Annotated in this window: 20 protein-coding genes and 1 tRNA gene; 12 read left to right on the top strand and 9 right to left on the bottom strand. The window is 64.6% G+C overall.

Annotation, left to right across the window (positions count from 1 at the left end; all coding sequences use genetic code 11):
* The first annotated feature begins 11 nt into the window (after positions 1–11).
* From FJ964_RS11885 to FJ964_RS11865, 5 genes are read left to right on the top strand one after another with little or no spacing between them, the layout of a single operon-like run.
* Positions 12–512, top strand: a complete 501-nt coding sequence (locus FJ964_RS11885) for a tail fiber protein (protein ID WP_140550573.1) — start codon at positions 12–14, stop codon at positions 510–512.
* 12 nt (positions 513–524) lie between these two features.
* Complete coding sequence (locus tag FJ964_RS11880) at positions 525–1,031, top strand: tail fiber protein (protein ID WP_140550572.1); 507 nt, start codon at positions 525–527, stop codon at positions 1,029–1,031.
* A 9-nt stretch (positions 1,032–1,040) separates the two neighbouring features.
* A complete protein-coding gene (locus FJ964_RS11875) occupies positions 1,041–1,565 on the top strand; it encodes a tail fiber protein (RefSeq protein ID WP_140550571.1) in 525 nt (174 codons plus the stop codon).
* A gap of 30 nt (positions 1,566–1,595) precedes the next feature.
* Positions 1,596–2,918: a hypothetical protein gene (locus FJ964_RS11870; protein ID WP_140550570.1), complete on the top strand. Its 1,323-nt coding sequence runs from the start codon at positions 1,596–1,598 to the stop codon at positions 2,916–2,918.
* A gap of 11 nt (positions 2,919–2,929) precedes the next feature.
* A complete protein-coding gene (locus tag FJ964_RS11865) occupies positions 2,930–3,466 on the top strand; it encodes a GNAT family N-acetyltransferase (RefSeq protein ID WP_224713196.1) in 537 nt (178 codons plus the stop codon).
* Positions 3,467–3,660: 194 nt separating this feature from the next.
* On the opposite strand, the gene FJ964_RS11860 is transcribed toward FJ964_RS11865, so the two are convergent.
* Entirely contained in the window at positions 3,661–3,936 is a 276-nt protein-coding gene (locus tag FJ964_RS11860; RefSeq protein WP_140550568.1) for a hypothetical protein, read from the bottom strand.
* Between the two features lie 499 nt (positions 3,937–4,435).
* Between FJ964_RS11860 and FJ964_RS11855 the strand changes: the two genes are divergently transcribed.
* Positions 4,436–5,233 carry a SapC family protein gene (locus FJ964_RS11855; RefSeq protein ID WP_140550567.1) on the top strand — a complete coding sequence of 266 codons (798 nt, stop codon included), beginning with the start codon at positions 4,436–4,438 and terminating at the stop codon, positions 5,231–5,233.
* A 51-nt stretch (positions 5,234–5,284) separates the two neighbouring features.
* Here FJ964_RS11855 and FJ964_RS11850 read toward each other — a convergent pair whose 3' ends face one another.
* Positions 5,285–5,848, bottom strand: a complete 564-nt coding sequence (locus tag FJ964_RS11850) for a type 1 glutamine amidotransferase domain-containing protein (protein WP_140550566.1) — start codon at positions 5,846–5,848, stop codon at positions 5,285–5,287.
* A gap of 221 nt (positions 5,849–6,069) precedes the next feature.
* Positions 6,070–6,144 (bottom strand) — tRNA-Gly (locus FJ964_RS11845).
* A 217-nt stretch (positions 6,145–6,361) separates the two neighbouring features.
* Here FJ964_RS11845 and FJ964_RS11840 point away from each other — a divergent pair.
* From FJ964_RS11840 to FJ964_RS11825, 4 genes are all read left to right on the top strand, one after another.
* Positions 6,362–6,859, top strand: a complete 498-nt coding sequence (locus FJ964_RS11840; protein WP_140550565.1) for a prolyl-tRNA synthetase associated domain-containing protein — start codon at positions 6,362–6,364, stop codon at positions 6,857–6,859.
* A 78-nt stretch (positions 6,860–6,937) separates the two neighbouring features.
* A complete protein-coding gene (gene trxA, locus FJ964_RS11835) occupies positions 6,938–7,930 on the top strand; it encodes a thioredoxin (protein WP_140550564.1) in 993 nt (330 codons plus the stop codon).
* A gap of 162 nt (positions 7,931–8,092) precedes the next feature.
* Positions 8,093–8,764, top strand: coding sequence for an LON peptidase substrate-binding domain-containing protein (locus tag FJ964_RS11830; protein ID WP_140550937.1), 672 nt, complete (start codon positions 8,093–8,095; stop codon positions 8,762–8,764).
* 19 nt (positions 8,765–8,783) lie between these two features.
* Positions 8,784–9,035 carry a Trm112 family protein gene (locus FJ964_RS11825; protein ID WP_140550563.1) on the top strand — a complete coding sequence of 84 codons (252 nt, stop codon included), beginning with the start codon at positions 8,784–8,786 and terminating at the stop codon, positions 9,033–9,035.
* Between the two features lie 258 nt (positions 9,036–9,293).
* On the opposite strand, the gene FJ964_RS11820 is transcribed toward FJ964_RS11825, so the two are convergent.
* Genes FJ964_RS11820 through FJ964_RS31325 form a run of 3 tightly spaced genes read right to left on the bottom strand, consistent with a single transcriptional unit; the run spans position 9,294 to position 15,056 of the window.
* On the bottom strand, positions 9,294–12,572 hold the full coding sequence (locus FJ964_RS11820; RefSeq protein ID WP_140550562.1) for an error-prone DNA polymerase: 3,279 nt from the start codon (positions 12,570–12,572) through the stop codon (positions 9,294–9,296).
* Positions 12,569–14,044, bottom strand: coding sequence for a DUF6504 family protein (locus FJ964_RS11815; protein WP_140550561.1), 1,476 nt, complete (start codon positions 14,042–14,044; stop codon positions 12,569–12,571). The genes FJ964_RS11820 and FJ964_RS11815 overlap by 4 nt, the downstream gene beginning before the upstream one ends.
* A complete protein-coding gene (locus tag FJ964_RS31325; RefSeq protein WP_140550560.1) occupies positions 13,986–15,056 on the bottom strand; it encodes a hypothetical protein in 1,071 nt (356 codons plus the stop codon). Before FJ964_RS31325 ends, FJ964_RS11815 begins: the two co-directional genes overlap by 59 nt.
* Positions 15,057–15,323: 267 nt before the next feature.
* Between FJ964_RS31325 and FJ964_RS11805 the strand changes: the two genes are divergently transcribed.
* Positions 15,324–15,746 (top strand): metallopeptidase family protein, encoded by a 423-nt coding sequence (locus tag FJ964_RS11805; RefSeq protein WP_140550559.1) that lies wholly within the window; start codon positions 15,324–15,326, stop codon positions 15,744–15,746.
* Between the two features lie 18 nt (positions 15,747–15,764).
* Here FJ964_RS11805 and FJ964_RS11800 read toward each other — a convergent pair whose 3' ends face one another.
* Positions 15,765–16,394, bottom strand: coding sequence for a TetR/AcrR family transcriptional regulator (locus FJ964_RS11800; RefSeq protein ID WP_140550558.1), 630 nt, complete (start codon positions 16,392–16,394; stop codon positions 15,765–15,767).
* Between the two features lie 168 nt (positions 16,395–16,562).
* Between FJ964_RS11800 and FJ964_RS11795 the strand changes: the two genes are divergently transcribed.
* Positions 16,563–17,240 (top strand): hypothetical protein, encoded by a 678-nt coding sequence (locus FJ964_RS11795; RefSeq protein ID WP_210243368.1) that lies wholly within the window; start codon positions 16,563–16,565, stop codon positions 17,238–17,240.
* Here the strand turns inward: FJ964_RS11795 and FJ964_RS11790 are convergent.
* Together FJ964_RS11790 and FJ964_RS11785 are read right to left on the bottom strand one after the other, a co-directional pair.
* Complete coding sequence (locus FJ964_RS11790; RefSeq protein ID WP_140493464.1) at positions 17,227–17,433, bottom strand: DUF1737 domain-containing protein; 207 nt, start codon at positions 17,431–17,433, stop codon at positions 17,227–17,229. The genes FJ964_RS11795 and FJ964_RS11790 overlap by 14 nt on opposite strands.
* Positions 17,434–17,488: 55 nt before the next feature.
* On the bottom strand, positions 17,489–18,385 hold the full coding sequence (locus FJ964_RS11785; protein ID WP_140550557.1) for a CoA ester lyase: 897 nt from the start codon (positions 18,383–18,385) through the stop codon (positions 17,489–17,491).
* Positions 18,386–18,598 lie beyond the last annotated feature (213 nt).

Here is an 18,598-nt window from a genome sequence, read left to right as displayed (position 1 = left end):
GGGCGCGAGACATGGCCGAGCCATTTCTATCGGAAATCAGGATTATGTCATTCGTCTTCCCGCCCAAGGGCTGGGCTCTCTGTGACGGGCAGCTTTTGCCGATCAACCAGAACCAGGCGCTATTTTCACTGCTTGGAACCACTTTTGGCGGTGACGGTAGGGTCAATTTTGCACTGCCTGATTATAGGGGACGCACTCCAATCCACGTCGGAAGCAGCCACACACTTGGCGAACGCGGTGGCGCGCAAAGCCATACGCTATCGATTTCCGAAATACCGACACACGTTCACTTTGCCCAGGCCAGCACAGGTACTGGCAGTAGCCAAGATGGTGCTGGGAACGTTTTGGGTGTGGTTCCTGGGCGGCTGTATAGCGACTTCGCAAACGTGACGACGCTGAGCCCGAGCACGATTACCAGTGTCGGCGGCAGTCAGGCGCATCTCAACATGCAGCCGTTCCTGACGCTGAGCTTCTGCATCGCCCTACAGGGCATTTTCCCGTCGCCGAATTGAGGAAGCGCAGAAATGGCACAGCCTTATGTAGGTGAGATTCGCATGTTTGCCGGGAATTTCGCGCCGGCCGGTTGGATGTTTTGCGCCGGGCAGTTGCTGCCGATTTCGGAGAACGAGACGCTCTTCCAGTTGATCGGCACCACTTATGGCGGCGATGGGCAGAGCACATTCGCCTTGCCTGATCTGCAAGGCCGCCTGCCCATCCACCAAGGCGCCGGCTTTATTCTTGCGGAGACGGGAGGGGTAGAGGACGTCAATCTGACAATTTCTCAGATTCCTTCGCATAGCCATCCGATGATGGCGTCCATGAACATTGGTCAAGATACAAGTCCTAGCGGAAAGGTCGTTGCACAGATTGGTGGCGGTGCCCTGCCCTACATCCAGGACAGTACCGACACGAACATGGCCCAGCAGGCCGTAACGGCCATTGGTGGCAGCCAGCCACACAACAATTTCCAGCCGTATCTTTGTATCAACTTTATCATTTCACTTTTCGGCATCTTTCCGTCGCCGACCTGAGAGGACATCATGGCCGACCCATTCGTCGCCGAGATCCGTATTTTTCCATTCAATTTCGCGCCTAAGGGTTGGGCATGGTGCGATGGACAGCTGCTGCCGCTGTCGCAGAACACGGCGCTGTTCTCGCTGCTGGGCACCACCTATGGTGGTAACGGCACGTCGAATTTTGCCTTGCCCGATCTGCAGGGTCGAGCGCCGATGCACCCGGGACAAGGACCAGGTCTGTCCCTACATGACCTTGGTGAGCCTGGCGGTACGGAAACGGTCACCCTGCTCGAATCGGAAATTCCAAACCACACCCACGCAATGCGCGACCATGATATCGATCTGGGCGAACTCAATGCGCCGTCGTTGACGCGGAGCCTAGCCAAATCCGCTAACGCGACAATCTATACCTCAGCGACCAATCTGACCCAGATGAATCCTCAATCGCTTCCGCCCGCCGGCGGCGACCAGCCGCACAACAACCTGCAACCCTACCTCACCTGTAACTTCTGCATCGCGCTGCAAGGCGTCTTCCCGCCGAGAGGCTAAATTCCCCGCCAACAGGGCAGGACCGATATCATGGCCAAGACAGCAGAACCAAAATCGAAGGCCGCCGGGGCCAAGAAGCCGGCAGCCGCGCCAAGGGCCGCCTCCAAGGCTCGCGAGAGCGCGCGCTCGCGGCGACCCGGTACTGCGCCGGCCTACCAGCACATGCCCGCCGGCGGGTCCTTTTTCGAACTGTCGCGGCTGATGGTCGTCGGCATCGATTCCGCCAAGGGACAACTGATCCAGAAGGCGCAGACCTCGCCGAACGGACCATGGCCGTCGGCCTGGTCCGTCATCGCGCCCGGCGCCTGGGTGATCATGACCGCAGGGCTCACCAAGGACGGTCGCGTCGCCGTGGTTGCGCAGCCGTCGGGCACCACCAGCCTGTCCTTCATCACCGAGGATGCCAACCAGATCGGCCCGATCGACAAGTGGACCGCGCCGGTCGGCATCGGCGCTCCGCCCGGCGCCGCCAGCTACCAGAAGCTGTGCATGGCGCGCGATGCCGACGGCCGCATCGAGATCTTCCTCACCGACAATCTGGGCCGCGTCTGGTGGATCTACCAGAACCCGGATGTGATAGTTCAAGTGCAGAAGACCATAACACCGCCCGGCACGACGACGCCGATCGTCGTGACCGTCGACGAGCTCAGGCCGCCGGCACAGCCGTGGAGCGCCTGGATTCAGCTGACCGGCCAGCTAGTGGCGATCACCGCACTGCGCCAGGCTGACGGCCGCATCGCGCTGTTCGGCATCAACTCCGCCCTCCATCTCTATCGCTGCCAGCAGGCCAAGGCGCAGGCGCTGACGGTCGCCGACTGGACGCCATGGGTGCAGATCGACGCCGGCTACCCGTTCACGGAAATGGCGCCGATTGTCGGTCCGCTGGGCGCCACCAATCTCTTTGCCATGACGCAGCAGGGCCAGGTCCTGCACACCAAGCAATTGCCGGCCGGTTCCGACACCTGGACGGCCTGGGCGACGCCCGGCTACAGCAGGGTTCCCAGATATACGCTCTGCGCCGGCATCCAGGGCGACGGCGACATCGTGCTGGTCGCCTCCGACCAGCAGCATGTTCACTCCTTCAACGCCCAATACGACGCCACAACCCAGAACTGGTCGGGATGGCGCGATTTCAACGCCTCCGGCGCCAACACCCGCCTGTCGCTCGACTACAATGCCGATGGTCGTCTTGCCTTGTTCTCGATGATGATCCAGAACGACGGCACGAATGGTCTGTGGACCATCAATCAGATGGCCATGGACAGTTCGGAATGGGAGTGGACCTGGACGGCGCTGGCCACCAGCAACCTCAAGCAGATTGCCGTGGTGCGCGACCTGACGCCGCCGGTGTGACGTCAGGCAGCGTGACAGAAGCGAAACAGGCGCAGCGGCTCCCGGCCTGGCCGCGGTCGCGGCAGGCCGGCCTCACTTTCCGCCCCGCCACGGAGGCCGACATGCCGTTCCTGGCGCGGCTCTACGCCTCGACCCGTATCGAAGAACTGGACGTGACGGACTGGAGCGAGGCGCAGAAAGCCGCCTTCCTCGACATGCAGTTCCAGGCGCAGCACGCGCATTACCGCAAGCATTATCCCGAAGCCGACTGGCTGGTGATGGAGCGGGCCGGACAGCCCGTAGGCCGCCTCTACATCGAGCGCTGGCCGAGCCAGCATCGCATCATCGACATCGCCTTGCTGCCGGCCCATCGCCGCAAGGGCCACGGCTCAGCACTGCTGCGCGACCTCATCGACGAGGCATGGTCATCGGGCAAATCGGCCTCGATCCATGTCGAGAAGAACAATCCGGCCAGGCGGCTCTATCTCGAGCTCGGCTTCGCAGCGGTCGAGGACAAGGGCGTCTACGACCTGATGGCGTGCGCGCCGCCGCGGGGTGGCGATCCGTGAGTGCCCGGCCATTCGTTGGCGCTGCCCCTCATGCGCCGTTGCCGCCGATTTCGCCAATTGCCAATGGCGCAAGAAATGTGCCGAGGACGCGGCAGTCTTCCTTCTCCCCGTCACTATACGGGGGAGAAGGTGCCGGCAGGGGCCTCCGCCCAATCATAAGGCAACTGGCCTCGATGGACGTCCAAAAACAGGCCCTAATTGAACACCGCCTCATAAAGCCGCCCCGTCGCGTCGGCGGCCACAGGCACGATGAAGATATCGTGGGTGTCGCCATTGCCAGAGAAGCGGTAAGTCGCCTGCGGCAGCGCGGTTTCGCGCGGGCCCTTGAACAGCAGCGAAAAACCGCCGCCCGGGCGCGGGCTGAAGGCGATGCGATTGACCGCACTCAATTCGAGCGCGATCTGCCTGCCGCCGGCCTCGACGGTGAATGCCTGCCCGACCGCCTGTTCGAAATCCGATGCCGACGCCATGCCACCCCGCCTCAAAGCGCTTGCTGGAGCGGGCGGCCAAGCGCAGCCCCGCTCCGGCTCCTCATTTCCTCGCAATTCCGGACGCAAGACCGCTACGGCTCCCGGAATTTGGCCATGCGAGGCCACTGTCGCCGCTTCGCGGCAAGCTGTCCATAGAGCAATTCCAGGAAAAGTGTGTACGGTTTTCCCGGAAAAGGCGCGCAGCGCTTTCCCTGGGGAATTGCGCAAAAACAAGGAGATAGAGCGGCTCGCCGTTTCCGGGAACGGTGAACCGCTCCAGGGCCCCGTATGGTTGCGGGCGTCCTGCAAGGCGATTAAGGCGCAAAGGCCAAAATACAACAGCGCTTGTCCTTTTATGCGCGACGGCGACGCTGTAGGACTTTGTCCTGCGCGGGAACTGCTTCGAAGCGAGGCCGGCGCAACAAGACAGATCCCGCTTTGGGAATTCAATGCTGGACGGGCCGGCCCGGTTGGCCGGCGCGAGGAGGAGAACGGACACATGGCTGACAGCGGTGCGAAGACGGAAACGGCGGGCGAGGCCTTGCCGCTGTTCTATTCCAGGCCCGAGGCGCTCACTCCGGCGCGGCACGGCTCGCTCGGCCTGACGGCGCGCAGCGACTTCTCCTTCGCCCGCTCGGCGCATGCCATCCCGGTGGTGGCCTCGGAGATGCCGGCGGCGATGCGCTCCTACCCGATCGTTTTCATCGGCCCCGCCAAGGCGCCCGTCATCATCACCGGCCTGCGCCAGGACGAGAACCTGTTCGTCGACGCCGACGGCAAGTGGGCCGGGCCGCACTATATCCCCGCCTATGTCCGCCGCTATCCCTTCATCCTCGCCGACGATCCCAAGCAGCCCGGCCGGCTGACGCTGTGCGTGGACCGGGCGAGCGAGCGCGTCATCGACCAGCTGCTGGCGCCGTTCCGCGACGACAAGGTGCTGCCGTTCTTCAGCGGCAACGAGGCGACCGAGGCGACGAAGCAGGCGCTCGCCTTCTGCAACCAGTTCCAGATCGACTTCAGGGCGACCCGCGAGATGGTCGACAAGATCGACGCGCATGCCCTGTTCGCGCCGCGCCAGAGCAAGGTGACGCTGGAAGGAGGCGAGGTGCTGAACCTCACCGATTTCCAGGTGATCGACGAGGCCGCCTTCAACAGATTGAGCGACGAGGCCTTCCTCGACCTGAGGAAGTCAGGCGCGCTCAGCCTGCTCTACTGCCACCTTGCCTCGACCAACAGCTGGACGTCGCTGGTGCATCAGGCGTCGCTGCGAAAGGCGGAAGGGGCGAAGAGTCCCTGAACAGCCCCGGCCGAGATCCTTCGCGGCGCGGCTGGTGAACAAGGCTCGGTGCTAAGCCGCGGCCCGCCTGTCGTGCCGCCCTTCCCTGATCTCCTCCGTGAGCTTGTCGCAGAACGCATCGAGATCGCCGGGATTGCGACTGGTGACCAGCCCCTGGTCGGTGACGACCTCGCTGTCTTGCCACAAGCCGCCGGCATTGATCACGTCGGTCTTGATCGACTTGTAGGATGTGACGCGGCGGGTTTTGATGATCCCGGTCTCGACCAGAAGCCAGGGCGCATGGCAGATCGCGCCGACGACCTTGTTGGCCGACCAGAACGAACTGATGAAATCCAGCGCCTTGCGCTCGACCCGCAAGAGGTCGGGATTGATGACGCCGCCGGGCAGAACGATCGCATCGTAGGCATCGGCCCGGGCCTCGTCCAAGGTCTTGTCGACCGGAACTTCGCGGCCCCAATCCTTGTGGTCCCAGCCCTTGATCTTGCCGCTTTCGAGCGACACGATTTCGACCTCGGCGCCGGCCTGGCGCAGTTTGCTCAGCGGCACTTCAAGCTCGGACTGTTCGAAACCACTCGTCGCAAGGATGGCGACGCGCTTGCCGGAAATATCCTGCATCGTTTTCCTCCATGGTTGGATTGGATGCAGGGCTAACGAGCCTGAACCGGTACCGTTCCTCACTGTAACCTTATGTGACCGGAGCACGTGACCGGAAGGATCGCGACGAAAGACCGCGGGGCCGCCGCGGCCCCGGCGCCCTATCCTGTCGAGGTCCGCCAGAAAGCGAAAAAGCCGCGGGAAACCGCGGCTTTTCGTTTGCTTGATCCCTGAAGGGAAACTGGAGCGGGTGAAGCGATTCGAACGCTCGACCCCAACCTTGGCAAGGTTGTGCTCTACCCCTGAGCTACACCCGCTCGCACGGCTTTGGGCCGCAAGCCGGGCCTATATGGCTGAAGAGCGCGGCGATTGCAACAGGGAAATCGCAGGCTTTTTTCAATGCGCCGGAGGAGGCAGGCGGGGCCGCCGGCGGCAGCCGGAAGGATTCGGCGCCGCGTCGCGCGGCGGTCTTGTCTCGACCATGTCATTGGCCGTAAACGGCATGGCTGGAAAACCAGCCGAAGACGAGAACCCATGCCCAGGACCGAAGCCGAGCTCTTTGCCTTTCTTGCCGAACTCGGCATCGCCGTTTCGACGAAACGCCATCCACCGCTCTATACGGTCGCCGATTCGCAGGAGCTGCGCGGCGAAATCGCCGGCGGCCACACCAAGAACCTGTTCCTGAAGGACAAGAAGGACGCCTTCTTCCTGGTCACGGTCGGCGAGGACGCTGTCGTCGACCTGAAGCAGATCCATCATGTGATCGGCGCCGCCGGCCGCGTTTCCTTCGGCAAGCCGGAGATGCTGATGGAGCTTCTGGGCGTCGCGCCGGGCGCAGTCACGGTGTTTGGCCTGATCAACGACACGCAGCACAGGGTCAAGGTCGTGCTCGACGAGGCGCTGATGCGGCATGCGGTGATCAACGCGCATCCGCTGACCAATGAGGCGACGACGTCGATCGCATCGGGCGACCTCGTCAGATTCGTCGAGGCAACCGGGCACGATGCTGCTATCTTGAAAGTCTCGGCATGATCGCCACATGGATGGCGAAACCGGTTTCCAACCAAGGACAGTGCGCCGATCCGCTGGCGCCACCGAAAGGGCGACGACATGAGTGACAACAATCCGTTTGGCGGCTCCTTCGGCAATAGCGGCGGCCAGTATGCCACGACGGTGCAGTATGGCGGCGGCGCGGAACCGCAAAAACCTGCGGCTGGCGCCGTGCCCGCCGGCGACGTCATCAAGGATACCACCACCGCGGCGTTTGCCGCCGACGTCATCCAGGAATCGCGCCGCCAGCCGGTGTTGGTGGATTTCTGGGCGCCGTGGTGCGGGCCGTGCAAGCAGCTGACGCCGCAACTGGAAAAGGCGGTCCGCGCCGCCGGCGGCAAGGTCAAGCTGGTCAAGATGAACATCGACGACCATCCCTCGATCGCCGGCCAGCTCGGCATCCAGTCCATTCCCGCGGTCATCGCCTTCAAGGACGGCCAGCCGGTCGACGGCTTCATGGGCGCCATCCCCGAGAGCCAGATCGCCCAGTTCATCGACAAGGTCGGCGGCAAGGGCAATGGGGCGCCTGATGTGACCGAGGCGCTGGCGGCGGCGGCCGAGGCCCGCACGGCCGGCGACGTGCAGACGGCGGCCGACATCTATGACGCCGTGCTCGAGCAGGCGCCGGAGACGATCGAGGCGATAGCGGGGCTGGGCGAATTGCTGTTCGAGGCCGGTGACGTCGAAGGCGCCGAGGCGATGCTGGCGCGGGCGCCGGAGGCCAAGGCCGACGCGCCGCCGCTGGCCGCGCTGCGCGCCAGGATGACCTTGGCCGCGCAAGCGTCCGAACTCGGCAACCCGGCGGAGTTCGAGCGCCGCCTGGCCGAGAATCCCGACGACCATCAGGCCCGCTTCGATCTGGCCATGGTCCAGAACGCCAGGGGCGAGCGCCACGCGGCCGCCGACAATCTCCTGGCCATCATCAAGGCTGATCGCGGCTGGAACGAGGACGGCGCCAGGGCGCAATTGCTGCGCTTCTTCGAGGCCTGGGGCATGACCGACGAGGCGACGCTTGCCGCGCGGCGCAAATTGTCGTCGCTGCTGTTTTCCTGAGCCAGCGCGGCCGAATGGCCGCGCGGGGCTTGCACCCGGCGCCGGCCGCGCCAGATAGGACCAATCCGGCCCGCCTTTCCCTCGGGAAGCCAACAGCCCGGGCGGCGACAGGCGGATCGCGGCATGGACGCGCTTCCCGGGCGAAGCGATCGGAGGAACGAGGTGCAGGCGGGAAACGCTCACTACCGGCTCGGCAAGGATCTGCCGTCGACCATTCCGGTCTTTCCGCTCGAGGGCGCGCTTCTGCTGCCGGGCGGCCGCATGCCGCTCAACATCTTCGAGCCGCGCTACCTGCAGATGGTCGACGAGGCGATCGCCGGCTCCCGGCTGATCGGCGTCATCCAGCCCAGCCTCGACGGCGCCTTGCGCGACGATGGCGAGCCGGAGCTCTGTAATGTCGGCTGCGCCGGTCGCATCATAGCGCTTTCCGAGACCGGCGACGGCCGCTACCTGATTTCGCTGCAGGGCGTGTGCCGGTTCCGTGTCACCCATGAGCTGACGGTCAAGACGCCGTTCCGCCAAGGCAAGATCGCCCCCTTTCTCGCCGATCTCGACGAGGATCAGGCGGCCGCGGAGGTCGACCGGCCGGCGCTGCTGCGGGCGTTCCGCTCCTATCTTCAGGCCAACGATCTGGAGGCCGACTGGGAAAGCGTCAGCCGGGCCGAAAACGCCATGCTGGTCAACGCGCTGTCGATGATGGCGCCCTATGGACCAGCCGAGAAGCAGGCACTGCTCGAAGCGGCCGATCTGAAAACCCGCGCCGAAACGCTGATCGCCATCACCGAAATGGCGCTGGCGCGCGAGAACGAGGATTTTGGCTCGAGCCTGCAGTAGGATGTTGAGAGAGGGCACGATGGCGGCGGATGGGCGTGACGGAAAGAGAGCGAATGTCGACCCCAGGATGCTGGAGCTACTGGCTTGCCCGCTGACCAAGGGGCCGCTGGCCTGGGATCCCGAGCGCGGCGAACTGATCTCGCGGGTCGCCAAGCTCGCCTATCCCGTGCGCGACGGCATCCCGATCATGCTGCCTTCGGAGGCGCGGAGCATCCCGGCGGAAGACGTGCTGTCGCCGCCCCGACTGGGCGGGCCGGCCGGCTCGACGTGACGGGGCGGTCATTGAGGCCGGCGTTCTACGGCGCCCCCTCTGCCCTGCCGGACATCTCTCCCACGAGGGGGAGACCGGACGTCACAACGGCTTTCGCCAATTTTCAACGTCCAAAAAAGAGCGCTGCAGCCGAAGCTGCCAATTTCCCCCCAAGTGGGACCCAAGTGGGGGAGATGTCCGGCAGGGCAGAGGGGGGCGCTGTCCCGCTGCCTTATCAGTATCGGACGATTTCTTTTTGCCGCAGATCACGCCCTGGCCCTACTGAAAATTGCGCCCCCTGGGCATGACCTTTTCCGCCTTGTCCGCCAGCGTCGCGATATCCTGCCGGGCCGGCGCGTCCGGCTTCACCTCCTCCAGGAGCACCGTCAGCCAGGGCGTCAGATCCTCGATCTTCTCGGCGACGATGTGAATGACGTCCGATTCCGACTGCAATTTGCCGGTGACCTTGACGAAGCGCGCGCCCATGACGATGGGCCGGAAACGGTCGAAGGTCCGCTCCCAGAAGATGACGTTGGCGACGGCCTCGCCATCCTCCAGCGTCAGGAAGACCGCATTGCCCTTGCCGGGCCGCTGCCGCACCAGAACGAGCCCGGCGACCGAGACGCGCCGTCCGTCCCGCACGGAGCCCAACCTGGCATTGGGGATGACCCCGGCCCGGTCGAGCCGCTCGCGCAGGAAGGCGACCGGATGCGCCTTCAAGGACAGGCCGAGCGAGCGGTAATCATGGATGACATGCTCGCCGAGCGGCATTTTCGGCAGTTTCGTTTCGGGCTCCAGCTCGCGCAGGCCAAGGGCTGGCCGGTCGAACAGCGGCAGCTTCTCGGCGGCGCTCTTGCCGTCCAGCGCGCGCACCGCCCATAGTGCCGCGCGGCGGTCGAGGCCGATGGACCGAAAAGCGTCGGCCTGCGCCAGCCTTTCGAGCTCGCCGACATCGAGGCCGGAGCGCAGCCAGACATCCCGGACGGATGCGTAGCCTGAACCGCGCCGCTCGACGAAGGCTTCCATGCGCTCCTCGGAAAGTCCCTTGATCTGCCTGAAGCCGAGCCGCACCGCGTGCTGCGTCGCGATGACGCCGCGCATTTCGGCATGGCGCGGCAGGATGCGGGCCGGGTCGAAAGTCGTCTGTTCCAGCGTGCAGTCCCAGACGGAGAAATTGACGTCGACCTCGCGGATGTCGACGCCATGATCGCGCGCGTCGCGCACCAATTGCGCCGGCTGGTAGAAACCCATCGGCTGCGAATTCAGGATCGCGGCGCAGAACACGTCGGGATAGAAGGTCTTGAACCAGCAGGAGGCATAGACCAGCAGCGCGAAGGAGGCGGCATGGCTTTCGGGAAAGCCATATTCGCCAAAACCCTCGATCTGCTTGAAACAGCGTTCGGCGAAGTCCCGGGTGTAGCCCTTGCCGACCATGCCGTCGATCATCCGCCGGCGGTAATTGCCGATCGTGCCGGTGCGCTTGAAGGTGGCCATGGCGCGGCGCAACTCGTCGGCCTCGCCCGGCTTGAAGCCACCGGCCACGATGGCGATGTTCATCGCCTGTTCCTGGAACAGAGGGACGCCCAGCGTCTTGTGGAGGATCGCCTCCAGCTCCGGTTTCTGATACTCAGGCTGCTCTTTGCCTTGCCGGCGACGCAGATAGGGGTGGACCATGTCGCCCTGGATCGGGCCGGGCCGCACGATCGCCACCTCGATGACAAGGTCATAGAATTCTTTTGGTTTGAGACGCGGCAGCATCGACATCTGCGCGCGCGATTCGATCTGGAAGACGCCGATCGTGTCGGCGCGACCGATCATCTTATAGACCGGCTCCGCCTCTTCCGGCAGGGTGGCAAGGACATAGGGCTGCCCGTAAGGGTCTCGCGCCTGCGGATAATGGTCCGTCAGCAAGGTGAAGGCGCGCTTCAGGCAGGTCAGCATGCCGAGCGCCAGCACGTCGACCTTGAGGATCTTCACCGCGTCGAGATCGTCCTTGTCCCATTCGACCATCTTGCGTTCCTCCATCGCCGTCTTGACGATGGGGACGATCTCGTCGAGCCGGTCCCTGGTGATGACGAAGCCGCCGACATGCTGGGAGAGATGGCGCGGAAAGCCCATGATCTCGTTGGCGCGCTCCATCACATGTCGCGACACCGGATCGGTGCGGTCGAGGCCACCGGCCCGGGCTTCCTTCTCGCCAAGTTCGGAGGTCGACCAGCCCCAGATCGAACCGGACAGCGACGCCCTGACATCCTCGGACAGGCCCATCGCCTTCGACACTTCCCGCAGCGCCGAGCGGCCGCGATAGCTGATGACGGCGGCGGCCAGCGCGGTGCGCTTGGAGCTGTATTTCTCGTAGATATACTGGATGACGGTCTCGCGCTTCTCATGCTCGAAATCGACGTCAATGTCGGGCGGCTCGTTCCTCTCCTCGGAGATGAAGCGTTCGAACAGCGTGTCGATCCGCTCCGGCCCGACCTCGGTGATGCCGATGCAGAAGCAGACGACCGAATTGGCGGCCGAACCGCGCCCCTGGCAGAGAATGTCCTGGCTGCGGGCGAATGTGACGATGTCGTGGACGGTCAGGAAATAACGGGCATAGTTCAGGCGCTCGATGAGGGCGAGCTCCTCCTCGATGCGCTTCGTCACCGATTGCGGCACGCCCGAGGGATAGCGCCTGGCCGCCCCCTCCCGCGCCAGCCTTTCCAGCTCCGCCTGCGGGCCGAGGCCCGATTGCGTCGGCTCGTCGGGGTAGTTGTACTGAAGGTCGCTGAGCGAGAAGGTCAGCTCCTGCGCAAAGCGCAGCGTTTCGGCCAGCGCCTCCGGATGCCTGCGGAACAGGCGCGCCACCTCCAACGGCGGCTTCAGATGGCGCTCGGCATTCGCCGTGAGTTCCAGCCCGACCTCCGAAACGGGAATGTTGAGGCGGATCGCGGTCAGCACATCCTGGAGGGGGCGCCGTTCGGCCGTGTGGTAGAGAACGTCGTTGGTCGCCATCAAGGGCAGGCCGGCCAGCTCCGCCATCGCCGCCGCCTGCTCGATCCTGAAGCGGTCGTTTCCCGCATAATCGGGCGAAACGCCAAGCCGCAGGCTTTTGCCGAAACGATGCTTGAGCTCGCCAAGCAGGGCCAATGCTCCCTCGGCCCCCGCCGTCAGGTCGGGCAGGACCGCCAGCGACATCAGATCGCCCCATTCGAGAAGATCGTCGCGCCGCAGAAGGGTCGCGCCTTTTTCATTCTCCTCGCGCAGATTGGCTTGCGTGAGCATGCGGCACAGATGTCCCCAGCCCTTGCGGTTCCGCGGATAGGCGAGAATGTCCGGCGTGCCGTCGCAAAAGACCAGCCGGCAGCCGGGGTGGTAAGCAAGCGTCTCGACCTTGGCCTGCTGCCAGGCGCGCACCACGCCCGCCACCGTATTGCGGTCGGCGAGCCCGATCGCGGAGAACCCCATGAGCTTGGCCGCGACGACCAGCTCTTCCGGCTTGGAAGCGCCGCGCAGGAAGGAGAAATTCGACTGGATGCCGAATTCCGCATAGGGAATGGCGGTCAGCGCGTTCATGCGAAGACCCCGTGCAGGAACCAGCGCGGCGGGATTTCAGAGCCGCCATAGAGACCTTGCCGGTAGAGCCAGTAGCGGCGGCCGTCGGCATCCTCGATACGGAAATAGTCGCGTGTCGACGCCGCGTCGTCGCTTGAAAATTCACGCCACCATTCCGGCGCGATGCGTTCGGGCCCTTCGGCCCGGGCGACCCGGTAAAGCGCGCGCCGCCAGCGGAAATTCAGCGGCGGTCCCTCGGGCATTTCGGTGGCCGGCACCTCGATCGGCTCGGGCGAGCGGAAAAGCCGGATCGGCCGCTCCGGCGGGAAGATGGTCATCGGCGCCTGCATCCTGTCCGGTTTCTTCGGCGGCGTGGTGCGGCGCGGGCTTTCGGTGAAGGGGATGGTGGCGACGGCACGCTCGGGCAGGTGGCTTTCCACGGCGACCGGCTTGAGAACCGCCCCCTCGCCGAGCCGGGCGCGGATGCGGTCGGCGAACAGCGCGATATCGGCGCCGTCGTCGGTCGCTTCGCCTGTCAGGTCGGCTTGCGGCATGTCGAAGACGGCCGCCGCCAGCACCGAGAGCCGCACCAGGTCGAAGCCATAGCCGGCATCGATATGCTGCTCGAGGGCGGCCAGCCTCTCATGAAACAATTTCTGGATCAGCAAGGGTTCGCGCATAGGCCGCGACGTGCCGAGCGCGATGCGGCTGACGGCGCCGTCGACGCGGAACAAGAGCAGCGCCAGGCTTCTCGCGCCTTCGCCGCGCCGCTCGAGGTCGATCTTCAGGGTCGTCGCCAGCATGCCCACCAGCCGTTCTATGTCCTCTGTCAGCGTGACGGGCTCGGCCAAATGGCGTTCGACCGAAAGCGGCGCGACGGGCAGGCGCGGCGACACCGCCTCGTCGAGGCGGCCGAGCGCTTGGTCGAGGCGCAACAGCAGGGAGCCGCCGAAGCGGCGGGCGAGCGGCGCGCGCGGCGCGGCCATGACCGCGCCCGCCGTGCGCAGGCCGACGCTTTCAAGGCTGGCGCGGATTTCCGGCGCGATGCGCAGCGCCGCCAGCGGCAAGGGCGCCAGAAGCGCTTCCTCCTCGCCGCCGGCAACGATGCGGTCGCCGCAGAACCGCGCCGCCGCCCAGGCGGCGCCGGGCGTCGCGGCAAGACCGGCGCGAACGTCGAAGCCCTGATGGAAGAAGCGCGACAGGATCTCGTCCAGCATGGTGCGTTCGCCGCCGAAAAGATGGGTGCAGCCGGTGACGTCGAGGAACAGGCCGTCGGTCCCGTCGAGCGCCACCAGCGGGGTGTAGCGGTCGCACCAGTCGGCAAGGCCTTCGAGCAGGCGCCGGTCGGCTTCGGCATCGGCCTCCACTATGTCGATCGACGGATGCATGGCGCGCGCGTCGGCAATGCCCATGCCGGACTTCAGATGCAGCGCCTCAGCCCGCTCGTCGAGGGCTAAGATGCGCTGCGCGTTGCTGTCGCGATGGCTGATCACCAGCGGCCGGTGATCCGACGGCCGGGAACGCCAGGACCGCCCCAGGCGCTGCCGCAGGATCCGTTCGGCCGCGAGATAGGGAAACCACAGGGACAGGATTCTTTGCTCGTTCTTCCCCGGCCCTTCTTTCCCCAATCTTTCTTTCATCGAATACGCGTTCATCGGGGTTCCACTCCAATATGAATTGTCCTGGCAGGGCCATGCGGCTCTTGCCGATGTTGATGGTGAAGGCGGGGCGGCCGATCGAGCCGGCAAGCGGCCCGGCGACCATGTCGCGCGGCCCTGCCGGCGCCGGCGAGACGATGAGGCGGACGGGCGCCGCCGTCGGTTCGGGTTCGGCCGCCTGCCGCAGCAGGAAGACCGGCCGGCCGGCGCTCTGCGCGCGGGCGTGCAGCCGGCGCGTCGCGGTCAGGTCCAGCCGCTGCGGATTGCCGCGGACTTCAAGGATGACGGCGGCGAGCGCCGTCATGCGGGCCGCCTCCTCGGCGACCCACAGCGCATCGGCGAGCCTTGGCGCCTCGGAAAACAGCAATTGCTCCGGCTCGATGCCGAAGGCGGCGTGGAGGCCCCTTGCATAGGGAAAGCCCGCCTCGCGAAAAACCTCCTGGGTGCCGATCCAAAGCACCGGCAATCGCGATCCTTGCTTGAGGATCAGGCTGGGCTTGAGGATCAGGCTGGCGAGCGACAGGGCGAAGCCGGCGACGGCTCCGGCATCGCGGGTCTCGACGCCATGGATTTCGTTCAAGGCCGCTTTCGGCAGGCCGCCGCCCAGATCGTCGCCCAAATGGCCCCCCAAGAGGGCATCGAGCCGGCCGACGCCGGTGCGCAGGAAAGCATCCGGCCTGGCCACGGCGATGCCGCGCCGGACCACGGTGCGGTCCGCGTCGGCCATGCCGTCGTCGGAAGCCGCGCCGGCCGGCGCCTGCAGGCGCTCGGGCAGCGTTCCCTCGATCTTCGCGATCTGGCGGCGCAGGGCAAAAACAGTCTCCCGCGCCACGGCGGTCATCGCCATGACGGTCAGCTTCCACTCACAATTGTTCCTGTTATGTTCCTATTGATTCCAGAGGCGACCCCAAGAGTCAAGCAGACTCACGGGGAATTTATTCCTCTCCGGTAGGAGTGTCGCGTTTGGCCGGGAAAGCCGGCCGCGCCCCCAAGCCAGGCGAAACGGCCCCCGGCGCCATGCGCAATTCCCTGCTCCGGGTTTGAACCGGGGAAATCCCGCGTCATTTGCCGATTGTGGCGCGAAAGCCTATATGCCGGGATCAAAGGACAAAGCATGGCCCGCATCTACAAGACCCGCGTCTGGCATGACCAGCTTTCGCCGTCGATCGACGAGATGGAGTTCCTGGCGCTGGAGGCCTACGCCCATCTGCCCGAGGATTTTCGCAAGCTGACCGGCGAGATCATCATCCAGATCGCCGAATTCCCGACCGACGAGATCATGGACGACCTGTCGCTGGAAACGCCCTTCGACCTGCTCGGCCTGTTCGAGGGACGCGGCATTGCCGAGCGCTGGAACCCACAGACCGGCGAAGGCCCGAACCGCGTCACGCTCTACCGCCGCGCCATTCTCGACTACTGGGCCGAGAACGAGGAGACCTTGGGCGACATCGTCACCCATGTGCTGATCCACGAGATCGGCCACCATTTCGGCCTGTCGGACGACGATATGGAGAAGATCGAAGAGGCGGCCGAGTGACGGTTCTACGTCAGACCGTCATTTCACAATGAGTGTGACGAAATGTTTTAATACGTTCTGCATAGTCTGCTCCCCGGTATGTCCTGCCACTGCCCATTGCGCAAAATGTCCATCAATGTACATGCGTGCGAGCCCGTAGACGAGCGCCCTCGCGGCTATCTGGGTCTCTGCCATGTCGTCCGACCGGAGCATGTTTCGTCGCTGTGCTTCTGCCATTGACGCTTCCATCAGCGAACGCACCGCTTCGTTATCGTGACGCAGCGACTCTGAAGCATCCCAATCAATAAGATTGCGTGTCGAGATGATCTGGAAGTGGGTGGGGTTTCGAATTGCCCAGCGCAAATAGGCGATTCCAACAGCGGCAAAGCGTTCGATCGGATCGTCCGTCGCAACCTTCTCGACCGCATCCGTGATCTCCGAGCGGAACCGGCTCATTGCCTGCTCCGCGACAGCCGTCATCAATGCGGTCTTGTTGCTGAAGTGGCGGAACGGCGCGCCAGGGGAAACGCCGGCACGTTTTGCGGCTTCGCGCACGCTCACATTATCGGGGCCGCCTTCCTCGACCAGTTGAACCGCGGCATCGATCAGGACCTCCCGCAAATTGCCATGGTGGTAACCAGTGCGATGAGGCGCCTTGGCTTTTGCCATCTCTTTCCCTTCGTTCCGCGGAGCTGCTCCCGCCTCTGTAGCATGATTCCGCGATCTATGTAATCGCCGTTTACAATTCCGGCCAGAGCATGTAAGCAGTGATTACTGATGGGATCGGAACAGGCCTGCGGTCTTCGCGGCTCCCGAACTCCCGCTGAGGAGACGAACATGCTCGCCAGAACAGCCCCACCCCGCCCGCAATCGGTCATTTCGCGTCAGAGTCCAGCCGAAGAACTTCAGCAGGAGAATTTCGCGATTGTTCAGTCGAGCGCGACTGTGCCCAGCTTCACGCTTTATCGGCTTGCCGCCGTCGCCGGGATGGGAAGCGCGCTTATTCTTCTGGTCAACGCGGCTAAACGCAGCTCGCTCATCGCGACCACCGATCTGACGCAACTTCTCGCGCCAGTCGCCGAGATATTGGCGCTTGGCCTCGTCGTGGGCCTGTTTCTTGCATTTGGCCGGCGCGCGGGGCTGTTCGGCACTGTCGCGTTTGTCGTCAACTTCGTTGCACTGGCAAGTTTGGTAGGCGTGGAAGCAGTGATCAATCTGGTATTCTCGAAGCTTCCGCTCACAACCATCGTCGAGCTGCGGACCGGGCCGCTCGGTCTCGCTCTGGTCGCCAGTTCGGTTCTTTTTCTGGTTGGAACGCTGGCGTTTGTGATCTCTCTCGCCGTTGCAAGAGGCGTGCCGCGCATTCCTCTCGCTCTCTATCTCATTGGCGCGGTGCCGATCGCGCTTCGTGCGTTCGTTCCGGAGCTCGCTCTTGACCTGGGCTTGGCGACGCTTGCGGCATCGATCGCCTGGCTGGCGGCGTGGCTGTGGATGCGAGGGCCTACCAATCGCTGAGCTTGGTGTCCGGCCCGTATTCCTGGCCTTCGACATCCTTCACCACGGCCTGGCCGCAGCGCATGGTCTTGGTCTTCTTGTCGTAGGCGTAGGTGGGCGAGCCGAACAGGTGCCAGCCCTTGTTCAGCGCCGCCGTCACCTTGTGGCAGAAGCTGGCGTCGTCCGGAGCGGTGAGAAAGCGGTAGAGTTTCATCATTCAATTCCTGTCGTCAGTCCATCGCCCGCGATCGCCAATCCAACACGGCACATCATGCGCCGACGGCCGCCGCCTTCGCCAGCAGTTTTTCGGCCTGCGCCAGGTGCAGCCGTTCGACCATTCTTCCCTCCAGCGCAATCACGTTTCTGCCGGCATTCTCCGGAAGCGCAAAGGCCTCCTTCACCGCGCGCGCCTTGGCCACGGCCTCCGCCGACGGCGCAAAGGCGCGGTTCGCCGCCTCGATCTGGGCGGGATGGATGAGCGTCTTGCCGTCGAAGCCCATGGCGGCCGCCTCCGCGCATTCGCGGCTGAAAGCATCGAGCGCGCGAAAATCGTTGAAGACGCCGTCGAGGATATCGAGGTCGCCGGCACGCGCCGCCAGCACCATCTGCATCAGCCACGGCAAGAGATAACGCCGGTCCGGCGTCGTCAGAATGCCGATGTCCTTGGTCAGGTCGTTCGTTCCGGCAACGAAACAATCGAGCCGCGAGGCGGGATCGCGGCCAAGTTCGGCAATGGCGCCGGCATTGAGCACGGCCTTCGGCGTCTCGATCATCGCCCATAGCTTCACGCTGTCGGGAACGGAATTGTCGTCGAGCACGTCACCAGCCTCGAGCACGTCGCGGGGCGTGTCCACCTTGGCCAGCAGGATGCCGTCCGGCTCCGCCTTGGCCGCCGCCAGCAGGTCGGCGTCGCCCCATTCGCTGGAGAGCGCATTGATGCGCACAATCATCTCGCAGCGCCGGCCAATATGGTTGGTATCAGGACGATTGCTGAAGAGGCCGGCGAGCCTTTCGCGCGCCGCGACCTTGTCGGCCGGGGCGACGGCATCCTCCAGATCGACGATGACGGCGTCGCAGGCAAGCTGCGCCATCTTGGCCAGCGCCTTGTCGTTCGAGGCGGGGACATAGAGCACCGAGCGGCGCGGGCGGTAGGGATCGGTCGTCATGCCAAATCTATGCCGCCTGCCGCGGGTTGAAGCAAGGAGCAGGCGGCATCGCGCGGCGCTCTACCGACGCTACCTACATGGGGCTCGCCATCGCGCTGGCCCTCCTGAAAGCGCAGGATGGCACGATGCGGCTGGTTGACTCCGGGCGCGGCACGCGCTTCGACACTGTTTTGCCAACCGCGTGACTCCCATCCGCGGCTCGATTCGGAAAGG

This window comes from Mesorhizobium sp. B2-3-2 (assembly GCF_006442295.1).
Lineage (GTDB): Bacteria > Pseudomonadota > Alphaproteobacteria > Rhizobiales > Rhizobiaceae > Mesorhizobium.
This window is presented reverse-complemented; position numbering and strand designations above follow the sequence as displayed.